General features: G+C 39.3%; 19 protein-coding genes. 14 read left to right on the top strand and 5 right to left on the bottom strand.

Annotated elements, in window-relative coordinates:
* The first annotated feature begins 249 nt into the window (after positions 1 to 249).
* Positions 250 to 936, top strand: coding sequence for a hypothetical protein (locus tag H6G86_RS11270; protein ID WP_190934391.1), 687 nt, complete (start codon positions 250 to 252; stop codon positions 934 to 936).
* A 170-nt stretch (positions 937 to 1,106) separates the two neighbouring features.
* A complete protein-coding gene (locus H6G86_RS11265) occupies positions 1,107 to 5,060 on the top strand; it encodes a CHAT domain-containing protein (RefSeq protein ID WP_190934373.1) in 3,954 nt (1,317 codons plus the stop codon).
* Between the two features lie 79 nt (positions 5,061 to 5,139).
* Here the strand turns inward: H6G86_RS11265 and recR are convergent, their stop codons facing one another.
* On the bottom strand, positions 5,140 to 5,769 hold the full coding sequence (recR, locus tag H6G86_RS11260; RefSeq protein ID WP_190934390.1) for a recombination mediator RecR: 630 nt from the start codon (positions 5,767 to 5,769) through the stop codon (positions 5,140 to 5,142).
* Positions 5,770 to 6,365: 596 nt separating this feature from the next.
* Here recR and H6G86_RS11255 point away from each other — a divergent pair.
* A complete protein-coding gene (locus H6G86_RS11255; RefSeq protein WP_190934372.1) occupies positions 6,366 to 6,977 on the top strand; it encodes a LuxR C-terminal-related transcriptional regulator in 612 nt (203 codons plus the stop codon).
* A 345-nt stretch (positions 6,978 to 7,322) separates the two neighbouring features.
* Here H6G86_RS11255 and H6G86_RS11250 read toward each other — a convergent pair whose 3' ends face one another.
* A complete protein-coding gene (locus H6G86_RS11250) occupies positions 7,323 to 7,805 on the bottom strand; it encodes a DUF4168 domain-containing protein (RefSeq protein ID WP_190934371.1) in 483 nt (160 codons plus the stop codon).
* A 110-nt stretch (positions 7,806 to 7,915) separates the two neighbouring features.
* Entirely contained in the window at positions 7,916 to 8,905 is a 990-nt protein-coding gene (gene holA / locus H6G86_RS11245) for a DNA polymerase III subunit delta (RefSeq protein WP_190934370.1), read from the bottom strand.
* A 172-nt stretch (positions 8,906 to 9,077) separates the two neighbouring features.
* Between holA and H6G86_RS11240 the strand changes: the two genes are divergently transcribed.
* Entirely contained in the window at positions 9,078 to 9,869 is a 792-nt protein-coding gene (locus tag H6G86_RS11240) for a DUF1868 domain-containing protein (RefSeq protein ID WP_190934369.1), read from the top strand.
* Positions 9,870 to 10,147: 278 nt separating this feature from the next.
* Here H6G86_RS11240 and H6G86_RS11235 read toward each other — a convergent pair whose 3' ends face one another.
* Both H6G86_RS11235 and H6G86_RS11230 read right to left on the bottom strand, forming a co-directional pair.
* Positions 10,148 to 10,933, bottom strand: a complete 786-nt coding sequence (locus H6G86_RS11235) for an RDD family protein (protein ID WP_190934368.1) — start codon at positions 10,931 to 10,933, stop codon at positions 10,148 to 10,150.
* Between the two features lie 45 nt (positions 10,934 to 10,978).
* Complete coding sequence (locus H6G86_RS11230; RefSeq protein ID WP_190934367.1) at positions 10,979 to 11,824, bottom strand: hypothetical protein; 846 nt, start codon at positions 11,822 to 11,824, stop codon at positions 10,979 to 10,981.
* 80 nt (positions 11,825 to 11,904) lie between these two features.
* Here H6G86_RS11230 and H6G86_RS11225 point away from each other — a divergent pair, with 80 nt between their 5' ends.
* The 10 genes from H6G86_RS11225 to hppD all read left to right on the top strand — a co-directional run bounded on the left by H6G86_RS11225 (position 11,905) and on the right by hppD (position 22,910).
* Entirely contained in the window at positions 11,905 to 12,858 is a 954-nt protein-coding gene (locus H6G86_RS11225; RefSeq protein ID WP_190934366.1) for a stage II sporulation protein M, read from the top strand.
* A gap of 101 nt (positions 12,859 to 12,959) precedes the next feature.
* Positions 12,960 to 13,529, top strand: coding sequence for a Uma2 family endonuclease (locus H6G86_RS11220; protein WP_190934365.1), 570 nt, complete (start codon positions 12,960 to 12,962; stop codon positions 13,527 to 13,529).
* 357 nt (positions 13,530 to 13,886) lie between these two features.
* Positions 13,887 to 14,930, top strand: coding sequence for a phosphate ABC transporter substrate-binding protein PstS (pstS, locus tag H6G86_RS11215; protein WP_190934364.1), 1,044 nt, complete (start codon positions 13,887 to 13,889; stop codon positions 14,928 to 14,930).
* Between the two features lie 321 nt (positions 14,931 to 15,251).
* Positions 15,252 to 16,229 carry a phosphate ABC transporter permease subunit PstC gene (gene pstC, locus H6G86_RS11210; protein WP_190934363.1) on the top strand — a complete coding sequence of 326 codons (978 nt, stop codon included), beginning with the start codon at positions 15,252 to 15,254 and terminating at the stop codon, positions 16,227 to 16,229.
* 52 nt (positions 16,230 to 16,281) lie between these two features.
* Positions 16,282 to 17,163: a phosphate ABC transporter permease PstA gene (pstA, locus tag H6G86_RS11205; RefSeq protein ID WP_190934362.1), complete on the top strand. Its 882-nt coding sequence runs from the start codon at positions 16,282 to 16,284 to the stop codon at positions 17,161 to 17,163.
* A 193-nt stretch (positions 17,164 to 17,356) separates the two neighbouring features.
* The gene (gene pstB / locus H6G86_RS11200; protein WP_190934361.1) at positions 17,357 to 18,136 is read left to right on the top strand and encodes a phosphate ABC transporter ATP-binding protein PstB; all 780 of its coding nucleotides are present in this window, start codon (positions 17,357 to 17,359) and stop codon (positions 18,134 to 18,136) included.
* 551 nt (positions 18,137 to 18,687) lie between these two features.
* The gene (locus H6G86_RS11195; RefSeq protein WP_012410452.1) at positions 18,688 to 19,467 is read left to right on the top strand and encodes a phosphate ABC transporter ATP-binding protein; all 780 of its coding nucleotides are present in this window, start codon (positions 18,688 to 18,690) and stop codon (positions 19,465 to 19,467) included.
* Positions 19,468 to 19,651: 184 nt separating this feature from the next.
* The gene (locus H6G86_RS11190; protein ID WP_190934360.1) at positions 19,652 to 20,941 is read left to right on the top strand and encodes an IS1/IS1595 family N-terminal zinc-binding domain-containing protein; all 1,290 of its coding nucleotides are present in this window, start codon (positions 19,652 to 19,654) and stop codon (positions 20,939 to 20,941) included.
* 81 nt (positions 20,942 to 21,022) lie between these two features.
* Entirely contained in the window at positions 21,023 to 21,727 is a 705-nt protein-coding gene (locus H6G86_RS11185) for an SDR family oxidoreductase (RefSeq protein ID WP_190934359.1), read from the top strand.
* Positions 21,728 to 21,833: 106 nt separating this feature from the next.
* A complete protein-coding gene (gene hppD / locus H6G86_RS11180) occupies positions 21,834 to 22,910 on the top strand; it encodes a 4-hydroxyphenylpyruvate dioxygenase (RefSeq protein ID WP_190934358.1) in 1,077 nt (358 codons plus the stop codon).
* The last annotated feature ends 19 nt before the right edge of the window (positions 22,911 to 22,929 follow it).

The following is a 22,929-nucleotide window of genomic DNA, read 5'->3' as shown; positions in this document are numbered from 1 at the left end:
CTCAACTAATGCCGTCAATTTTGGCACTCAGGAAAGCAAACAACCAGATCATAATTTTTTACTATGATTTCAACATCAATGTATCGGAATTATAGCATAGCATTTAGTACATTTGTTCTCATCAAGAGTCGGAAGTAGGGAAAAAAGAACTAATGACCAATGACAAATGACAAATGACAAAGAACTAACGCTATAGTCCAGTGCGATCGCTACAATTTTATAGATAAGCAAAACTCGATGGTGCAGCAGATGCTCAAGCGGCTATTTCAATGGCTCAAAAAGCTTTTTCAGAGCTTGTTCGGTGGAAAACAGAATGTCTCAAAATCTAGAGGGAATATCCCAAAAGAACCAGCCCCACCCCTAAGCGATACGGATCTGGAATTTCTCTTCACCGAGTTGTTGCAAGGAGTACATCAAGCACGAGGGGAAGCTTGGGCGCAAAAGTGGCTGCATAATATTGAACATCGGATTACTACTGAAGACTGGGTTCAGTGGTTAGGGCGCTTTGGTGAAAAATTGCTAGCATCACCTACACCGAATAATGAAATAGCTGCACGGTTAGTACAACTCGGTGAGTTGGACATTGGAGAAATCGGTGATGTTGCCCATAGTATTGGAATGCAGTTGTTGACGCGCAATCAAGGCGAACCAATTTGGGAATATGAAGGGCCAGACGCTTTTAGCACGACTTTACAATCTGAGCCAACGCTCTCGATATCAGAGTCAGTAGATGCGCCTGAGAATCCCCCAGAGGGAGAATATCAAACTGTCACCCTAGAAGAGTTGTTTGTAATGTTGCAAGAGGATGAAAACTTACGCCAACAGATTGCTCAACAGCTTGCCGTTGAGACAGATGATCCACAACTGCTTGTCCAGGCATTGATCAATCAATTGTATCCTGCTGGTCAATCGACTACAGAGCAAACAGAAAATTAGTCGAATCGAGAATTGTAACGTTGTAATGCTTTACTCTTGAATTTTGGTATATTTTTTGCTAACCTGCGACGGAAGCGCTGTCCCGATCTAATGGATTTTTACGTAATTGATGATTTTTTTAACACAACGATGGCTACAATCTAGAAAAACAAAATCCAATAGTGTGGCAGATGCTCAGGCGGATATCGCAGTCGCTTAAAAGGCTTTTAAAGCGCCTCATTGAAAGTAAGCAGGCTAGTTCTCTTAAGGGTGCGAGAGGACATAATCTGGTGGAGGTACTACCAGAACTAACCAATGCGGATCTGGAACAATTGTTTATCCAATTGTTAGAAGGCGTGCATCAAGCACGAGGACGACAGTGGGCATTGAGGTATCTGCAACGGGTTGAAAATCGGATTCCGGCTGAACGCTGGATAGATTGGTTGGTGATGTTTGGTGAAAGCTTGCTAGCTTCACCTGCACCGAATCCTCTTTTAGCATCACAAATGGTGCAATTGGGGGAACTTGGTGTTGGCAGAATTGGAGATGTTGCTTATGACATTGGCATCCGCATGATGCAAAACTCACCTATACAGATAGAGGATGAGGAGAATTATCCAGAAGCGGACTTAGAAATTACTCCTGAACAATATGGGGTAGAAATCGCTCCTGGGGAAGAACTGATCGGCTTAGGCGATCAGTTATGGGAGCATGATGAGCCAGATGTCATAGAAACTACTCCTGGGGAAGAACTGATCCGTAATTTAGGCGAGCAGTTATGGGAGTATGATGAGCCGGATGTCGTAGAAATTACTCCTGGAGAAGAACTGATCCGCAATTTAGGCGAGCAGTTATGGGAGTATGATGAACCAGATGTTGTAGAAATCACAACCGATGAAGAAATTATCCCAATTTCGCCTGGGCAAGAGCTAATTCGTAGCTTAGGTGAGCAGTTATGGGAATATGATGTGCCAGCTGTTGAACCAATCACCTCAGCATCTGAAAATGTCTCTTTTGAGGAAAGATTCACCGAAAATTTAGAGGAACTGGTATTGGAGTATGAAAGGGAAGAAGCCCAAGCCACAATACCCGAAAATCTCCCTCTCCCTGCAAAGGAAGATTCAATCACCTCATTAGCCCAACTGAGGTTCGATGATGAAGAAGTTGTTCAAAGTACAACAGGAGTAAATCTCCTTTCTACTAGGCCAAGAAGTGAATTAACAAGTTCTCCCTCAGTGGAAAACTGGGATAGCACTTTGACAAATTTAGAGCCAAATGTGGCTAATACATTAGATGAGTTGTGGGTGAAATTGGATCAAAGTACCAATTTAGTCCAGCAACTTGCTTCTAACTTGGCAGTTCAAAGCAGTAATTCTCCTGGTATTATTGAGCGACATAGCGATCATCCGATTACCAACGCTCAAGGATGGTTTTACCAAGGTCTAAGCCAAGCGAAAACAGGTGATTTGTTAGGCGCGATCGCATCTTACGATCAAGCTATTGAACTTCAACCTGAAGTCTCAGAGTATTGGTTTAATCGAGGCTTGACACTGTTCCATTTAGAACGTTTTGAAGAAGCGATCGCATCTTACGAAACCGCCATAGAACTAAAACCCGACTTCTACAAAGCTTGGTACAACCGGGGTGGAACTCTCGGAGAATTGGGATATTTTGAAGAAGCGATCGCTTCTTTTGACAAAGCCATAGAAGTCAAGCCAGACTACCAAGAAGCTTGGTCTAGCAAGGGTTTGGCGCTACTGAAGTTAGGTTGGCTACCAGAAGCTATTTATAGTTACGATCAAGCGCTGCAATTGGAACCAGAAGACCAAGAAAACTGGTATCACCGAGGGATAGCTCTAGCTGTAGGCGAACAATTTGCAGAGGCGATTATATCCTACGACAAAGCCCTAGAAATTAACCCAGAGTACCACGAAGTTTGGATAGACCGGGGTGTAGTGCTGTTTAATTTAGGAAGGTGGTCAGAAGCGATCGCCTCCTGGGATAAAGCCCTTTCAGTTCAAGCCGATTTCTATTTAGCTTGGTACAACCGAGGCATAGCATTAGACAACTTAGGTCGTCGCCAAGAAGCGATCGCTTCCTATCGCCAAGCGATCGCTATCAAACCCGACTTCCACCTAGCTTGGTATAATCAGGCAGTAGCGCTGTTTTATTTAGAACAATTTGCCGAAGCGATCGCTTGTTATGACAACGCTTTGGAAATTAAACAAGATTATTGGGAAGCTTGGATTGGTCGGGGAACTGCGATCGGTCATTTGGTAGACTCGGAAGCATTGCTGAATTTGTCGAGTAATATAACTGCGGCAAATCCCGACTTGCAACAGGGTGGCTACGAAGGAAAATTAGCCAGCTACGAAGAAGGGTTAAAACATCTACGGACAGATACCCACCCAGAAGGTTGGGGTAGATTGCATCTGGCGATCGCTAATACTTATTACGATCAAGGCAAAAAACATCTCAATCCCCGCGATTATTGGCGCAAAGCTGCATCTGAGTACCACCAGGCGCTGTTAACCCTGACACTAGAATATTTTCCCCTGTTCCACCTAGAGGTTTTGCAATCTTTAAGCAAGGTACTGATGGGTTTGGGACAAACAACACAAGTTCAAGAATTGCTGCAACGCGGTACAGATTTATTGCGACAATTGCTGAGTGAAGAAACTCGCTCAGACGAAAGTAAAAAACAGCTAGCTTTGAAATTTGCAGGCTTTGATCAATTGGCAGTTGATTTAGCAGTAGAATCTGGTGATTTAGTTGAAGCTTGGGAAATTGCTGAACAAGGCAAAAATGCTTGTTTGAACTGGCTACTTTCTGGCTGGAATAATAATATTTACTCGCCCCATTATGGTGCAATTCAACAACTATTTAATCCCACAACAGCAATTATTTACTGGCATATTAGTCCAGTCGCTCTACATACTTTCATTCTCAAAGACCAAGCGCCATCCCCGATTCTTCTGTTTACACCCATGCAAGATACCGGGGCAATACCTTTAGGAGAAGACGCTATTCGTCTCAATGAATTGCCGCTACCTGAAGCAGTGCAACGCCTAATTGAATTTGAAACTTGGCTAGAAGATTGGCATCAACAATACCAAGAATATCGCACCACAGCCCAAGACAAAGAAAGTAAAAGCCAGCATTCTTGGCGAGTGGATATGGAACAGAAGCTGGTGCAGTTGTATGGCATCTTGAATATTTCCACAATTGCCCAGGAACTCGAAGGCATCACCCAACTGGTTCTAATTCCTCACCGCGACTTGTACAGATTGCCCATTCATACCCTTTTCCATCTTTCTTCCCCATCCCAGGAAGAGTTGCCGAATGTGGAGTCTAATTTCACCGTCACCTATCTACCTAGTGCCCAAATAGGTTTATCAATAAGAACTGAAGATATTTGGCAATGGCAAAATCAGTTATTGCTCAGTGTTGAACATCCTGAAAGTGCAGGTTATCCTCCACTAAAATTTGCCAACCTGGAGTCTGAAGTTGTTAGTCAGATGTTCAATAATATCCAAAGAATTCAGGGAGCAGAAGCTACAAAAAATATTGTTGAAAATGCCTTGTTTGATAATTACAATATTTTTCATTTTACAGGTCATGTCACTAATAATTTAGCTGAACCTAAAAAGTCAGAATTAGCATTAGCAGGTGAAGAAAAACTGACTTTAGATGAAATCTATCACCAAAATCTATCAACTTACAACCTGATTACTCTCTCTGCGTGTGAAAATTTAAGTACTAGCAACCACACTATCAACAGTGAATATGTGAGTTTAGCCACTGGTTTTGTCAGTCAGGGTGTCCCTCATATAGTTAGTACTCTCTGGAGTGTAGAATCTTCAGCTAGTGCCTTGGTGATGATAGAGTTTTATCGGAGATTACAGCCTAATAAATCAGCAGTTACTGCCTTAGCGGAAGCAACACGATGGCTAAAAGAACTAACCGCTGGAGAACTGACAAAATGGTATGAAGATATTTTAAATAATCTGCATCCTGAAGAATTACGAATTCAAACTTATTTAGCGACACAACTATATAGAAATAGTAAAATGGCATCAGATAAAAATCTTTATAATCATCCTTACTACTGGGCAGCATTTACGATTACGGGTAAGCCGAATTAATAGTTTGAGGTAGGGGCAATTCATCAATTGTCCCTACCTCAAAATTTTTACTTTTAGTTTATAAACCTTTGAATTAACCTTAATCTAACTCTCTTCGTCCTTCCAATGCCCTTGCCAGGGTCACTTCGTCCGCGTATTCCAAATCACCACCTACAGGCAAACCAAAGGCAATCCGCGTCACCTTGGTAAACGGTTTCAGTAGCTGACCTATATATAGTGTTGTTGTTTCCCCTTCTACACTCGGACTAATTGCCAGAATCACTTCTTGAGGTTTTTGCTGATTCACCCGTCGCTGCAAAGCCATTATATTCAACTGTTCTGGCCCAATTCCATCAATTGGAGAAATCACCCCACCCAAAACGTGATATTTGCCTTTGTATTCGCGGGTTTTTTCCAGCGCAATTACATCGCGCGGATCTGCTACGACACAGATAGTATTGTTGTCACGGTTGGCATTGCGACAGATTTCACAAACAGGTTCAGCAGATAAGTGAAAGCAAACAGAACACAAGCCTATCTGTTTTTTGGCTTCAATTAAAGCTTGTGCCAAAGCTTCTACTTCTGCTTCTGGACGCTTCAAAATATGCAAAGCCAGTCTTTGGGCAGATTTAGGGCCAACTCCCGGCAGGCGTTGCAATTGCTCAATTAACCGTGCTAAAGGGCGTGCGTAAACCGTTGTCTTATCTCCAGAATGTTTTACCTTAACTATGATGACATTTTTCAGGTACTTCCATCTGTCTGGTATGGCGTTTATTATGGAAGCTTTTGAGCCTATCAAGTTGGTGAGGTTAACCGTGAGGTGCGATCGCTTACTTTAATCAATGTAAAATTTAGTCTGCAATTTAGCATACATAGTAAATACACGCACATATAAATATTTATATGTGTATTTTTATTTACATCTGAATAATTTTTATTTATTGGGGTGATAGCTATTTTGTGGAAGTGGCTCACATTCAACAAAACAATACGTTTGATTTTAGACAATTAATCTAGCAATGACACCTTAGCGTAGCGAGGTAAAGTCTAACCAAATTAAATTTTGCGTCTTCCGAAATAGCCTATTTCAGAATTGTATTTAAAATGTATAACCTTAATTAATTCAAACAAAATAGATGAATTATTGATTGAGTATTCTCAGGAGTTTCTGTTAGAAAGAACACTTGTACTTATTTTGATCGGTGTGATTAGTCTGCAATATTCACCTAATTTATTCAGATAACCATCTAAAAAATAGATTAGTACATCTTCCAATTTGCACGAATCTAACAAACAATCACTATTTTATACATTAATCTATATCCTATGATTGCCCTAACAAAGACATTAATAAAAACAGTAGCAGAACCAGAACAGCTAGAGAATATTGATTTACTTAACTCGAAGCGAGCTAATTTTTTACAAGAAGTAATTGAAGGCTTAGAAGACGGTATATTAATTTTAAGCCAAACTGGTGAAGTCGTACATAGCAATGCGTCTGCTAATCGCCTTTGTTGCCAATTCAATCAAGACAATTTCAATCCGAATTTTGTACCGTCAGCTATCTGGAATCTTTGTGAATCTTTACTCAGTAGCCGATATTTGTTTTCTGATAAACTTCTGATTTTGTCGGATGAAATTGTACTTGATAAGTCAAATATTTTTCGGATTAGAGTGAGACTGCTAGATTTAGATGGGTTTGAAGTGCCTTGCTTATTAGTTACCATAGAAAACCAATATGAATCTGTAAAAAATATAGCACTCACTGAAGTTAAAAAATTTGATCTTACGCCACGAGAAGCGGAAATTTGGTTTCTCTATAGAAGCAACTACAGCTACAAAGAAATTGCTATGAAGCTTTACATCACCATAAACACCGTGAAGAAGCACATGAAAAATATTCACACTAAGCGACAAGCAAGCTTTTCTGATAATTGAATGATAGGACGGTAATAAAAATCGATTCGTAAAATTCAATAGATTATTAATTATTAACCTATTATCCACAAACAAGTATTTTATGAATCAATCTTTGATTGTTCTATAGATAAAAAATACTATAGCGGTTCTCGACCTAGTTAAGTACGATTTTAACCTCTCTCCTAAAAGGAGAGAGGCTTTGAATTGTTCCCCCTTCCCGCGACGAGTTGGGGGTTAGGGGGTTAGGTCTATTTGCATACCTGTACCTCACCGGATTGAAAATAGCTATAGCCCTTGCTTTCATACAAGGGTGGTTATTTTAACCGCGATCCTGTCTAATTTTAGTGTTAATGCAGATTTTAACTAAGGAGAATCGGGGGTTTTTTGCAGACGTAATAAGGTATTATAAACCTGCTGTTTTAAAAGATCGTTATTTTGTAGTTCTATAGTGATTTTGTTAAACTGATCAATGCTCAAACCATTATCTTGGACAATTTTTTGAGAGCTATTGCAGTAATTTACTGCGATATCTTGAGCCTTTCTAGGAAGACCATTTATGCTGTTAGAATCGTTACAAACAATTTTGGGAACTTCTCCATTGCCAATCAGGTTTTTAATGGTTTCAAAAGCTTTTTGACGCGCTGGTTCCATTGCTAGCACTGCTTGAGCGTAGCTGTCAATTTGAGTATTGTTAGCTATTGGTGATGCAGTTTGACCATAAGCTTTTGAATTAACTGAAAAAGCGTTGGAAATGACACTCGCAGTAGCGATCGCGCCGAAAAAGAATGATTGGCAAAGGATTCGCTTTCGGCTGGATCGGGAAAAGAAATTGGAAATTTTATTCATTATAGTGTGTGACACAAAACTACATCAGGGATATTATAAGGACTTTGAATTATTTTCGGAGTTGGAAGTTCCAGCAACTGTTCAATACATCAAGTTTTTATATTTGATTATCAACTTCCTCGGCATACTTGACAAAGTTCGATGACTTTAGTCTGAAATGTTGACATTTCTGATGCTCCTTGCTTGAGGCTCACTTCTAACTCCAATAGTAGAGGTAAGCAGGAGATTAACTGTTGCACAGAAAGCAGTTTGATTTCTTGTTGTAAGAAGTAGATCCGCTTGGGATTACCGATATCAGCAGCACTAGCGATCGCTTGTTGGTTGCGCTCACCACTTTCTATCATAATCTTGACCCATAGCCAGGTGCGAAATTGTCCAATCAATGTGGCCACTATCCGTAATCCCGGCTCGGAAGCATTGATCATATCTGCCAAGGTTGTCAAAGCTTTCGCTGTATCTCCTATTCTGATTGCTGCTGCTAATTGTAAACTATTTTGGGTAGTATTTCTTACTAACTTGGTAACAGTATCTACGTCTAAAGGCTTATTGCTACCGTGAGCATATAACCGTAATTTCTCTATTTCATTGTAGAGCAATCGCGTATCATTTCCGACGGATTCTGCCAACAGTTGGGCAGTATTGGCAGTCAGTTTTACGCCCACAGTCTGGGCTACTTGATTAACAGATTGCACTAGTAATTCGGTTTTCCAAGGGGGAATGAGGGGAAATTCTCGGAATTCGGTAGCAAATTGTTTTAACAATTTCGTGGATTTGAGGCGTTCATCTGGCTTGTTGCGGCTAGTGAGTAATAAAAATGAGTTTTCGGGAATGACAGATAGCGATCGCACCAATTCCCCTAAGACATTCTCTGGACAGTGCTGATACAGGGTTGTATTTATCAGCCATACCAAGCGCCCACCAGCGCCAAAAGTGGGTGTCATCACCTGATTTAACCCCTGGATAGCAGCATCAGGTTGATCTGGGGTGAATGCAGTGTAATTAAAACTTATCCAATTGGGATCGAGAACGCGATCGCGCAAAACAGCGATCGCCTTTTCCATCGCAAAATCATCTTCACCCCAGTAAACATAGATTGGCATAGATAAACCTCATTGGGCATGGAGAATGGTGCATTGGAGAAGAATTCTTAAAACTCCTACCTCCTAACTGCTAACTTCCTCAGCCCCAAAAACTAAATACTTTTAAAATCATTCTCTTATTCGGGGTAATTTTCCCTAAAATCTATCAAGTGAGAGCGTGAGGCTATGAAGATTGGACGACAACTATCAAACTTACTTAAATCGGTTAGCACGACTGACGCTGCCAGAAGCCTACAGATCCCAAGCCCAGCATATTCAGGAATCTTCTAAATTTCAGCTAAATTCTGGCTTGAGAGAAGCAGCGTCTTTTCCTGGGTATACGCTAATTACAACGCCTGCGGCAGAAGAAGAATCAGAAAATTCTGCTTTCTATGCCAAATTACAGACTTACCAACAGGAACTTTTGCAGTTGCCTGTAAACCGTAATTTGATTATACCTGTACCTCCTGCTAGCTTCCATGTAACTTTAGCGGATTTAATTTGGGATCATGCTTACCTTGATGCCCGCGAAAAGAATCCAAAATTTGACGAGGAGTTACCCTCTTGTTTAGCCGAAATGTTTCAGCAATATCAACAATTGATGACAAATAGGAGTCATCCGATTAAATGGCAAATGCTGGGACTGATACTAATGCCAAGAGCTATAGCTGTTTGCTTAGTACCTCAAGATGAAAGCTGCTATGAGGAAATTATTAAATTCCGCCGAACAATTTATCAAAATCCCAAGTTGATTGCCTTGGGTATTGAGCAGCATTATCATTTCACTGCCCATGTTACATTAGCCTATTTTGGGGAGGTTTCATCTGACTTAGACCGCACAAGTTTCAGCACAAATCTTTCGGAATTGAATGAAAAATGGCTGTTTAATTTGCCAGAATTTTCGATCAATCGTGTCGAATTGCGAAAATTTGACAACATGACACACTATTATCGTGAACCAGACTGGCCGATTTTAGATTTTTAAGCCATTAGTTAGTAGTTAGTAGCCAGTAGTTTCCACTCATTGGCAACTGACTACTGATTATCGAACAGAATCCAGGAGTCAGGAGTCAGAATGGGCTAAACGCCCCGCTACCGCTAACAGAATGAATTTTGTACGACTGTCCGATAAGCCTTTGGCATGGCTACGCTATCGAGCGTCTTGATTCTGACTCCTGAATTCTGACTTCTGAATTCTTCTTCAAGATTTTGTCTTTTAAGTAAACTTAACTTTTTACCAATGCTGTAAATAAAATTTCTCACCTAAAATTTAGGCTCTTGATATACGAGATAAACAGCTTCTAAAAATACATCAGGTGTAACAGCTTCTGGCAAGCTTTCTAAATTAATAATAGCTACTACTTGCTCGGCTAACTTTAGAGATAGTGAGGCTCTTGCCTTTAATGACATTGCAGCCCGTCGCTGCAAATATTCACGAATAACTGCAAAATCATCGGGCAATAATTTCGATAAATCGGCGATTTGGATTAACTGTTCATAAAGTTCCTTTGCCTGTTCTGAAATTGTCAATGTCGCAGATGCAATGGGTGTTTCAGCTTGAATTACAATTGTACCGGCAGCCAAATCACCTAAACGCTTTTCGCGACTACCCAACATAATTAAAAAAGCGCCAATAAATAAAGTCTCATCAAAGGGTCGCAGTAGGGCACGGAGAGTTGCTTGTTGTAACCCAATGAGCCTGCCATCATCTCGAACTACGCGAATTTTAGCAACCCGTTTACCAGGAGTTTGCCCAAACCATAAGGTTTCAAAAAATACAAAATAGCTGATGTAAATTGCAAAGGCAATAATGAAGAAAATTGCTAACAACCAAATGTCTAAATTTGGTAAACTCGTAAAAAAGTCTTCCAAAAAATTTACCAGCTGCGTTGAAAAGATAGTCCAGGTAAAGACAAACAAAAGCAAAGTCATACCCAACACTGTATAGTCAATCAGCAGTGCTAAAGCTCGATTACCAATTCCCGCTAAAGTAAATTCCAACTCTACACTTTCTGGAGTCTGGAATGTGATGCGATTAAAAAAGCGCATATTTTAACCAATTGAAAATTAATAGAGTTGAATTAAATCGTTAAGTTAACGAAAATCTTGTGTAGGAGGTTGTCTTAACTGCAAACCCAGACCTTCACGCCGAGTCCGCAAGTCCAAGTATAAAACAGCTTTTAGTGCTTGCCAGAACGGCATTATCAAAACTCCACCTACTAAGCTGCCAATCACAGAAATAAAATACACAATTCCGTAGATGACAGTACCAGGCTCAAGCTTGATGAGGAATAAGCTAGGTATATAGTTTAATACAAACACTAATGGCAGTGTAACGAAAAAAGCAACTAAAACAACGCCCTGAATGCGAAGTACTGAGGCTTTAGTTAACTCCCAACTTCTAGCAACACTTTCGCCACCATTAACATTTTCTTCAACTGCTAGCGGTACCTCAGCTACTATCCAACGAGAGTAGAACCAGGTTAGTCCCAACAGTAAAATAATTACCATTAAAATTATTGTCAATGTGGTTGTGACTATAACACCCGCAGTACCTAATATCCCTCCTAATAACGCTACCAGCAAAGCAGATAGAATACCACCTGCGATCGCCAATCCAAAATAAACTACCAGCAAAGATATTGCTACCTGAAATCCAACTCTTAAAAATGACCAGAGACGCGGATTAACATGGCTGCTGGCAGTTTGAACATCTTCAGGGTGGTAAATCAATTCTCCAAAAGCCAAGCGTGAAATTAGTCCAGAGATGGCTGCATATTTTGCCCAGCCATAAATCGGAACGATAACCCACAAGTGAGCGATCGCAGCCAGTTTCAGATAAGTCTTAAGATGAGAACGATATAATCGCACCGCAGCACTGACAACATTTCCTACACTCAGTGGTTGTATCTGGCCGGAAGATCCAAAATTTTCAGACATAATGGCAAATTTCCCTTGAAACTACGGAGATCAATTTGAGGCTATCTTAAGCTAAGTTAAACTCAGTGTTCCCAAAATTCATGAATATTCAACGTTGGATTGCGCGACGAGAATCAAATTGGCAACGTCTGGATGCCTTATTAAAGCAGATAGAAAAAAGAGGATTAAAGTCTCTAAGGGCAGCAGAAATTAGAGAGTTAGCGAGTTTATATCGTTCAGTGGCAGCAGATTTGGCTCGTGCCCGTACCCAGCAAATCGGCAATACTTTGATACAAAGTTTACAATCTTTAACAACTCGTGCCTATACGCAGATTTACCAAGGTTCGCGGCGACAGGAATGGCAGGCAATCCTAGAATTTTACAAATGGGGATTACCAGATGTAGTCCAGAAAACATTTGCATATATTGCTTTAGCCACGGCACTGTTCATACTGGGGGCACTAGTGGCTTGGTGGTATTCTTGGCAAAACCCCAGCTTTATGACTTTGATCGTACCTGAAAGTTTGATTACCAAGGTGCGAGATGATCATAAATTATGGATGGGGTCAATTGTCGGTGTTGAACCTCTGGCATCCAGCAGTATCACGATCAATAATCTGTCAGTATCCTTTGGTGCTGTTGCCGGTGGCATCACTGTCGGACTATATACAGCCTATTTGATGATTTTTAATGGCTTATTAATTGGTGCTGTTGGCACTTTAGTTGGTCAAAATAATCTGGCTTATCCTTTTTGGGCCTTTGTGTTTCCACATGGTTCTTTGGAATTACCCGCAATCTTTTTTGCTGGGGGTGCAGGATTTTTATTAGCAAGAGCAATTTTATTTCCTGGTAAATATCGCCGTGGGGATGCACTGAAATTTTATGGTTCTCAGGCGGTGCAGCTATTATTTGGCATTGTACCAATGTTGATTATTGCTGGTACGATCGAAGGCTTTTTTTCACCTAATCCGAGCATACCTGATGTAATTAAATATTTGGCAGGAATGGGATTATTTATATTTTTTGTAATGTATTGTATACGCAAGAAAGCATGAAATAATTTAGATATTGACGAATTGGTAAATTGAAAAATATTTTAGAATAAGGTAAATACTAACGATGTCACAAAGTATTATAAGTTGAAGCTAGGATAATCATGGTACAAATATCACATAAAATATTGACCCTAGAAGAGTTTATCGCACTACCAGAAACTAAACCGTATTGCGAATACATTAATGGGAAAATCATTCCAAAACCGATGCCTCAAGGAAAACATAGCACTATTCAAGGAGAACTCTGTGCCACAATCAATTCTGTTATCAAAGTCCAAAAAATGGGTTGGGCTTTTCCAGAATTGCGTTGCACTTTTGCAGGACGTTCTATAGTTCCCGATGTCGCTGTATTTTCTTTGGCAAGGCTTCCCGTAGATGAAAATGGTGATATTGCCAATACATTTACTGTAGCACCCGACTGGATAATCGAAATTCTCTCCCCTGAACAAAGCCATACAAAAGTTACAAAAAAAATCTTACACGCTCTCAATCACGGAACTCAAATGGGTTGGTTAATTGACCCTGATGAGCGGTTCATTGCTGTTTATCCTGCGGGACAACAACCTTTACCTTTTGAGGAAATTGAGTCTGTTTTACCAGTGCCAGAATTCTGTCAGGGTTTACAGTTGACGGTAGGTGATATTTTTGGCTGGTTAAAGGTGACTGCGTAACAAATATTTCGTTCAAGCCAACCTACGATTCTTGCACTGAAAATATACCAAAACGCATCATCACCGAACTAACCGATAAACACAGATAGTTATCCATTTTCTAGCAAAGTTTTATTTTTTAAATTTAGTGATTTACTCATTTTTAATTATTTAAATTAAATTTAAGTTTTTATTGGCATCTTTTTACTAACTAATCTAATCAATCAAATATCAACAAGTAAAAAATATTTTAAATTAAGATTTAAACGCATCTTAATTTTTTGTTTATCAATTGTTAAAGAAAATTTAACCATAACAAATGTAACTTGATTAAGGCTGGAATTACAGCAGGAAGATATTCCTTTAATCAGAGGTAATATGATTTTTTCGACCACCACCTTGAATCGTGTCGTTGCTACTTCATTGGTGACAACTTCTGTTGCACTTAGTCCATTTTTTGGTGCGATCGCACAAGCTGAAACTCTCAATGGTGCAGGAGCAACTTTTCCGGCTCCGCTTTACGAACGGTATGCTCGTGAAGTGAAGAAGAAATATCCAGACTTGAAAATTAACTATCAAGCAATTGGTAGTGGCGGCGGTATTCGTCAAGTCATCGCTGGAACCGTTGACTTTGGTGGTAGTGATGCTGCAATGAAAGATGATGAAATTGCTAAAGTCAAGAATGGTGCAATCTTAGTGCCTACAGCAGGCGGTGCTGTTTCTGTTGTTTACAATCTTCCGGGCGTTAATAACCTCAAATTATCCCGCGCTACACTACCAGCAATTTATTCAGGTCAAATTACCAAATGGGATGACGCAAAAATTAAAGCTGATAATCCAGGTGCTAATCTACCAAATCAAACAATTAAATTTGCTGTTCGTGCCGATGGTAGCGGTACAACTTTCATTTTTACTAATCACTTGAGTGCCATCAGTGGCTATTTTAAAGGCAGAGTTGGAGCTAACACAGCTCCAAAATGGAATTTGCCAAATGTCCTCAAAGGCAAAGGGAATCCAGGCGTAGCTGCTATAGTAGCTCGGACTCCTGGTTCTATCGGTTATGTAGAATATAGCTACGCTGTCCAAAACAACCTCAAATCAGCACTGGTACAAAATAAGAAAGGAGAATTTGTTGCTCCTTCTTTACAATCTGCAAATGCAGCTTTAGCAACTGTTACTTTCCCAGACAACTACCGTGTTTTTGTAGGAGATCCAGGACAAGGTTATCCCATTGTTGGTCTTACTTGGATGATGGTTTACAAACAGTATGCTAATGCTGCTAAAGCTGATGCAATTAAGAAATGGATTAATTGGGTATTGAAGGACGGTCAACAGTATAACGATGACCTCAACTACACCAAAATTCCATCTGATGTAGCAAATCGAGTACTTCAAACAGTGAATAGCTCTGTCAAACCTTAACTTGCGATCTTTAGGACTTACGTAGAAAATTTCCCCCAACCCACTTAAAAAGCAATACGTTTGGGTTAATAAAAATTGTAGGTTGGGTGAAGCAAAGCGCAACTCAACAAAGCTATGAAAATGTTGGGTTTCGTTCCTCAACCCAACTTACACAACTTTAGAACTTACGTAGAAAATATCCCCCAACCCACTTAAAAAAGGGGATTTTAATGTTCTCCCTTAAAAAGAGGGAATAGGGGGATTATCTCAATAATTTCCTCTCCTACGAAAGTAAGTTAATAACTCGTTCTAGTAATCAAAAATCTATTTTATTGATTTGTAATGGCAAATTCATCAGATGATTCAAATCTAGGCGATGAAAGTTTCAATCTAACAGGTGTCAGTGGTGCAAATTTCTGGTTTGACCAAGGTTTTACACGGCTAGTATACTTTTTTGCCGTGATTACTGTTGCAGTGTTATTTTTGATGAGTTGGGTAATTTTATCAGAAGCTCTACCAGCCATCAAACAATTTGGACTGGGGTTTTTGTGGGGAAAAGATTGGGATACAGGTAATCAGATTTTTGGTGCATTACCCTATATTTATGGAACTTTGGTAAGTAGTGCGATCGCTATTTTATTTGCTGTCCCAGTGGGAATGGCAGTAGCCTTAGTCACTAGTGAAAATTTCTTACCTACATCGCTGCGAACCATCCTAGCATTTGTTGTGGAATTAATTGCAGCAATTCCCAGTGTAATTATTGGTCTATGGGGAATTTTTGTCTTTATTCCTGTTCTAGAACCTCTACAAAAGTGGCTAGCCAGCACTTTTAAATGGATACCACTGTTTAATACAGAAGATCCTTCTGGGACTAATATGTTGACTGCTGGAGTTATTCTAGCCATCATGATTTTGCCCACAATGGCAGCAATTAGTCGTGATGTCTTAATGGCTATCCCTAAAGAATTACGTAGTGCATCTATGGCTTTGGGTGGCACTCGTTGGGAAACAATTTTTCGAGTCTTGTTACCATCGGGATTTTCTGGAATTGTGAGTGCAGCCATGCTTGCTTTAGGACGTGCTTTGGGTGAAACAATGGCTGTCACTATGGTAATTGGTAACTCTGCTCAAATCAGCGCTTCTTTACTCGATCCAGCTTATACAATTCCCTCTGTATTAGCTAATGAATTTGCTGAAGCTGAACCGGGATTACATATAGGTGCTTTAAGCTATTTAGGATTGATTTTGTTTGGGTTGACTCTAGCTGTAAATATTGGCGCTGTGCTATTGGTAAAGTGGGTTGGTAGGAAAAACAAATGATACTTTTTTATCAATGTAGCAAGACGTTTATCAATCAAAACTTGTAAAAATTATGAGTGGTTACATCCAGTCAGAAAGGGATGAATCTTTGGTAGCAGAATTATGCAGTCCTCTGCCAACAGAGCGGTTAATATTTACTTATGCAATGAATGCGATCGCCTTTGGTTTTACAGGTCTAGCACTCATTCCTTTGTTATCAATTTTGTGGGAAATTTTCATCCGGGGAATATCTGGACTCAAATCAGAAATGTTTGTCAAAGCAGTGATTGATAATGGCTTTGGCAATGCCATTTTAGGAACCATAATCATGGTGATCATTGGTGCTACTTTAAGCATTCCCACAGGGATTATGACAGGAATTTTCTTAGCAGAATTTGGACAAAGCAACACAATTGCTAGCCTTGTTCGTTTTATCACCAGCATTCTTACAGGCGTGCCTTCAATTGTTGTAGGTGTATTCGCTTATGGTGTAATAGTTTTAGTAACTAAAGGATTTAGTGCGATCGCAGGTGGTTTTGCTTTAGCCGTGATTATGCTACCTGTGATTATACTGACAACAGAAGAATCCTTAAAACTGATTCCTGCATCTCAACGCCTCGCTTCTGCTGCTTTAGGTGGAACTCGCTTCCAAACTACTTTTCGCATTGTTGTCACTACTGCAATCCCCGGAATTACTACAGGTATTTTATTAGCTGTAGCTCGTGCTGCTGGTGAAACAGCGCCCTTAATTTTTACCGCTTTATTTAGTCTAGATTGGTCAGAAGGATTGTTAAGTCCAACAGCTTCTTTACCAGTATTGATTTTTAACCTCTACAACGACCCCGACCCAGAAAAAAGCCAATTGGTATGGACTACTTCTATAGTTTTACTCGGCTTAATTTTATGTGTCAGCATTATTTCTCGCTTAGTTATTAGACAGAGAAGAATAAAATGAGCAGAATACAGAATTCAGAAGTCAGAATTAATTAGTAGAGGATTTCGATTGGCTACTAATTTAAAACTATTAAATAGTAATATTAGAAAATTAAAATATATTTGATTGTCTCCCATTACTATTATATAATTTCGTCTTAATCCTGACTCCTGAATTCTGTTTTTATAATTTTTATTTCGCACCTTAATCAAGCATGAGTAACCTAATTCCAGCTATCAAAGTTAAAAATATTAGCTTTTACTATGGCACAACAAAAGCAATTGAAAGGGTATCAATAGATATTTATCAAAAACAAGTAACCGCAATTATTGGCCCTAGTGGTTGTGGTAAATCTACCTTCATAAAAATTCTTAATCGCATTAGCGAATTAGAAGGGCCTGTGAAAGTTGAAGGATATGTAGAATTTTTTGGTCAGAATATTTACGATCCTCGTGTCAACATCAATCGATTACGCCGCCAAATTGGTATGGTGTTTCAAAAACCGAATCCTTTTCCGATAAGCATTTACGAAAATGTTGCCTATGGTATGAGAATAGCAGGTAGGAATTCAAAATTAGAATTAGATGAAATTGTTGAATCTGCCCTTAAAAGCGCTGCTCTTTGGGATGAAGTGAAAGATAAGCTCGATAAATCAGCTTTAGGGCTTTCTGGTGGTCAACAACAAAGATTATGTATTGCCCGCGCTTTAGCAGTCAAGCCGAAAGTTCTGCTGATGGATGAGCCTTGCTCGGCTCTTGACCCCATTGCCACCATGAAAGTTGAGGAACTCCTTCATAGCTTACAGTCTGAGTTGACAATTGCGATCGTTACCCACAATATGCAGCAAGCCGCGCGCGTTTCTGATTTTACGGCTTTCTTTAGCACCGACGAAAGTCGCATTGGTCAAATGATTGAATTTGGCGCTACAGAGCAAATCTTTAACAATCCACTAGACCCTCGCACCCGCGATTACATTTCAGGGCGTTTCGGTTAAGCTATGTTCTAGCGTGACTTATTGATTTTTGTCGAACCTCGCGCTAGAAGATACTCATAAAGTGTAGTTTAAAAAAGTTACTAATTTATCTTGATAAATAAACTAACTCTTCACCATACATGAAGGGTATGTGATATTGATATAGAACTCATATTTGATTTTAAAAAAAACTCTGTACAACTCAAAAAGCCTTCTTTCCTATTGCCTCTTGCCAACCCACACAAGTAAGTATGGCTACACCACGCCGCGCGAACAAAAATCAAAGCGGATTTCTATATAGCTATTTTAAATCGAACCAGACCACATCCTTTCTCATAACAAAGGATGATACGTCAATTAAGGGGGAAAAGATAGGTATAAAAAGTCTATAAAAGATAATTTTTGGAACACAGTCTTAATATGAATATCTGATAACAGTTTATCTGCTGGATGACTACAGCATAACTACGTAATTTCCATGTATATCTCCTTTTAGGAGTAACATAGTGAAACAGCTGTGCTGATTTGTACTGTTTTACTTAGTTAAGTTTTGTTTTACACGTTTTGGCAATATGAGTAAACTAATTCCAGCCATCAGAGTCAAAAACTTCAGCTTCTCTTACGACACTCAAAAGATAGTTGAAGGCGTGTCAATGGATATTTACCAAAACCAAATCACGGCAATTATTGGTTCTAGCGGTTGTGGCAAGTCTACTTTTATTAAATCGTTAAATCGCATGAGTGAATTAGAAGGAGAAGTGAAGGTTGAAGGAAAAGTAGAATTTTTTGGCCAGAGTATTTATGAGCGTCGGGTCAATATCAATCGCTTACGTCGCCAAGTTAGTATGGTTTTTCCCAAGCCAAATCTTTTTCCTATGAGTGTTTACGATAATGTTGCTTATGGAGTGAAATTGATTGGATGGCATCCGAAAGTAGAATTAGATGGGATTGTTGAATCTGCCATCAAAGCTGCTGAACTTTGGGATGAAGTGAAGAATAAGTTGCACAAGTCTGCTTTAGAACTTTCTGGTGGTCAACAACAAAGATTATGTATTGCTCGGGCTTTAGCAGTCAAACCAAATGTTTTGTTGATGGATGAGCCTTGTTCAGGTCTTGATCCTGCCGCTAGCATGAAAATTGAGCATTTGATCCATAACTTGCGTTCTGAGTTAACAATTGTAATTGTTACTCACAATATGCATCAAGTTACTCGCCTATCTGATTTTACGGCTTTCTTTCATAGTAATGAAAATCGTATTACCCAAATGGTTGAATTTGGTACTACAAATAAAATTTTTACTAATCCCGTAGATTCTCGTACCCGTGACTACGTTTTCGCCCGCGTCAGTTGAAGCGTTTCTTAAAATCTAACTATTCAGAGGGCTATGACATAGTGCAGGCGGAAATTAAGGTTGAATTTAATTTCTGCTTACTTTGAGTTCTTCTTGTGTTGGGCAATGCAGACTGACATTGACAGTCTTTTTTTATACTATATACTTAAATAAAAGTATCTGCCTAGACCACCTGAATCATAAGATGAAATGTCCTCTGTGCGAATCTACTTCATATTATAAAAATGGTCGTAGCAATGACCAGCAGAATTACCTCTGCAAAAATTGTGGTAAACAATTCTTTGAGCCTGCATTACTTTGTTCCCTGGAAATGGACTTGCTTGCTAACAGCAATGGACATACTAAAGTATCTATGGCTGATGCGTCAGAACTTTCTTTAGTAAAAAACCTACCAGAAGAAAAAATCATAGAGCAAGGTCTTGGCTCTTTTAATTTTATATTAGCTGAAGAACTGCTGCAAACTATATTATCGCCTGATTGCTTAGAATCTGCTGTGTTCAGCCAATCGCTCTTAAGAATTCAGCAAGAAAATGAAATTAGACATAAGTTAGAAACAGGAATCTCTCTTCTCCTTTTGGATGCAGAAAACTTAAAATTAGATATTAATTCAGAATTATTTTTAGCCAGTATATGTAAATCTCCTCTCCAAGTTAAAATTGCATTTGCTAACTGGAAAAATCCCAATATTGGGAAGCAAGATATTGAACTATATAACCGTGGCTATCAACTTGTCCATGTACCCGAAGGTAAAAATAGTGCTGATGCAAAAATGATTGCATTCGGTGCTTCTATCTTACGCTCTTATCCAACAGTTAAAGAAATATTAGTCTGTTCTAGCGATGGAATTTTAAACCATCTTTGTAACGAACTCCAAAATCAAGGATTAATTGTCTATTGGGTACGTAGACAAGGGCAAAATTTGCATATAGACAACCGGAATACTGGCAAAATAACTTATTATTCTTTGTCAATGGCAACAGAAGTTCCATCTTTTGAAAAAGTGATTGAGCCAATTCAAGATTTAATTAAAACTGAAGACGAATCAATCAATGCTAAATTAAACAGTTTAGTGGATGTTGCAACTTCATTTCAAGAAAGATGCGAGATCAATATTAAACATAATTTAAATCAGCCAGAAGAAGAGAAGCCAATATCTGTTGTAGATAACTCATTTACTGAATCTATTAAATGCCAAGCGAAACAAGAAGAATTTACAGAAATTTCTAATCGAGAAATATTAGATAAATTACTATTTAAAATTATTCAAGATATACATATAAATTCTCCCCAAACTAAGTTATCTGTGTCTAAGCTAGGTACAGAGATCCGGAAAATAACCGGAGAATCTCCTAATTCAATTATTAAAAAATTAAAGTTAGGTTCCAATTTTACTAAATATCTAGAATCGTCTCCCACATTTACATTAAAAGCTAGTGGCAAAGAATATGAGGTAACAGCACTATTGCGCGAGTAGATGCTTTCTGGATGTTTACGTACAACCTGAGCCTATAATTCAGTATTATGTAAAAAGATGTAAAGAAATATAAATATTGCAATGCAGGATAAAGTTGTCGTTATTATCGGTGCTACTGGTGGTATTGGTTCAGCTTTAACACATAAACTTGCACCCACCGGAGTCCGGTTGGTGTTGGCTGCGAGGGATGCAGCTCGTTTAACAACACTGGCTACTGATTTACCAGGGGAAGTTTTGACCGTTCCCACTGATATTACTGACCCCCAACAAGTAGATATTTTGATAGAAAAGACCATCGCTAAGTTTGGTCAAATCGATATTTTAGTGAATGCAGCCGGTATAGGTATACTCAAGCCTTACAACAGCCTGGAACCTGCTGATTTAGACAAGATGCTAGATGTTAACTTAAAAGGCAGCTTTTATACTACCCAGGCGGCTGCTGAAGAGATGCAAAAGCGCAAGTCTGGTCACATCTGTAATGTGGTAGGAATTCTCGGCAAGCATTCGATGGGGATGGCAGCAGCTTATTCTGCTTCTAAATTTGGTGTTGTGGGTTTTAGCAAGTGCATGGCAGAGGAACTCAAGCGTTTTGGTATCAAGTTCACGCTATTCTACTTTGGTGGGGTAGATTCTCCTTTCTGGGATAATGTCAACCTAAAAGTAGACCGGAAAAAAATGCTCAGTCCTGAAACTGCTGCCAATGCGATTTTCTTTGCCCTTTCCGCAGAACCGCAAGCTGTGCCAATGGAAATTAATATTCAACCTGATAGTCATCTGTTCTTTTAGAGTGGGAGTTCGCCTAAATAATTCCTGCTTAGGAAGGACATGAAAATCTAGCAAAAGAGGCAAAATTTACAGATATATAAGCTGTTATGCTGGATTTTCAATATATATGAAAATTGATCACGTTCATTTCTATGTAGAAGATGCCAAAATGTGGCGGGATTGGTTTGTACACCATCTTGGTTTTCAATCAGTAGCCGATCGCAACAGTTCGTTTCACACTTGTACAGAAGTGGTTAAAAGTGGTGCTGTCTGCTTTTTTCTATCTTCACCACTGTTACCCACAAGTCCAGTAGCGGAGTTTTTGCGTAAATATCCACCTGGTGTAGCAGATGTCGCTTTTGCCGTGGAAGATGTAGAAGCTGCGATCGCACAAGCTCAAAAACATGGTGCTAAAATCCTACAACCCATCCAAGAACGCCAGGTAGGTAGGGCTTTTCTCAAGTGTGGCAAAATTGCCGCCTGGGGTGGACTAACTCATACATTAATAGAAAGGTCATTTGTCAGCAGTCATTCGTCATTGGTTTTTGACAAAGGACAAATCACAAATGACAACACTTTTGCCGCCATCGATCATATTGTGTTAAACGTGGCAGTTGGTGAATTGGATCGTGCTGTCGCTTGGTACGAAAAAATCCTAGATTTTCAACCCCAGCAAGCATTTAAAATTAAAACCAATCGTTCTGCTTTACACAGCCAGGTAATGGTTTCACATAACGGCAGTGTTCAACTGCCAATTAATGAACCAGCTTCCAAAAATTCCCAAATTCAGGAATTTTTAGATGTTAATCGGGGGGCAGGTATTCAACATATTGCCTTACGGACAACTAATCTGGTGAGTGCGATCGCTAAATTTCGTGCCAGTGGTTTACCTTTACTCTCAGTACCCCAAACCTACTATTCACAACTAAAACAGCGTTCAGGACTCACCCTATCACCTCTAGAACTAGAAGCGATCGCTCAACAGGAAATTCTGGTGGACTGGCAAGAATATACTCCCGTAGGGACACAACAAACTGCGCCTTTATTACTACAAATTTTCACCCAGCCTATTTTTGAACAGCCGACATTTTTCTTTGAGTTTATTGAACGCCGTTTCCAAGCTCAAGGTTTTGGTGAAGGTAACTTTCGCGCTTTATTTGAAGCCATTGAAAGCGAACAAATCAAACGTGGTACCCTGCAATAATGCTTGAGTACAAAATATC

It is taken from the genome of Nostoc sp. FACHB-133, assembly GCF_014698055.1.
Classification (GTDB): Bacteria; Cyanobacteriota; Cyanobacteriia; order Cyanobacteriales; family Nostocaceae; genus Nostoc.
The sequence above is the reverse complement of the archived record's forward strand: the minus strand, read 5'-3'. Positions and strand labels throughout refer to the sequence as shown.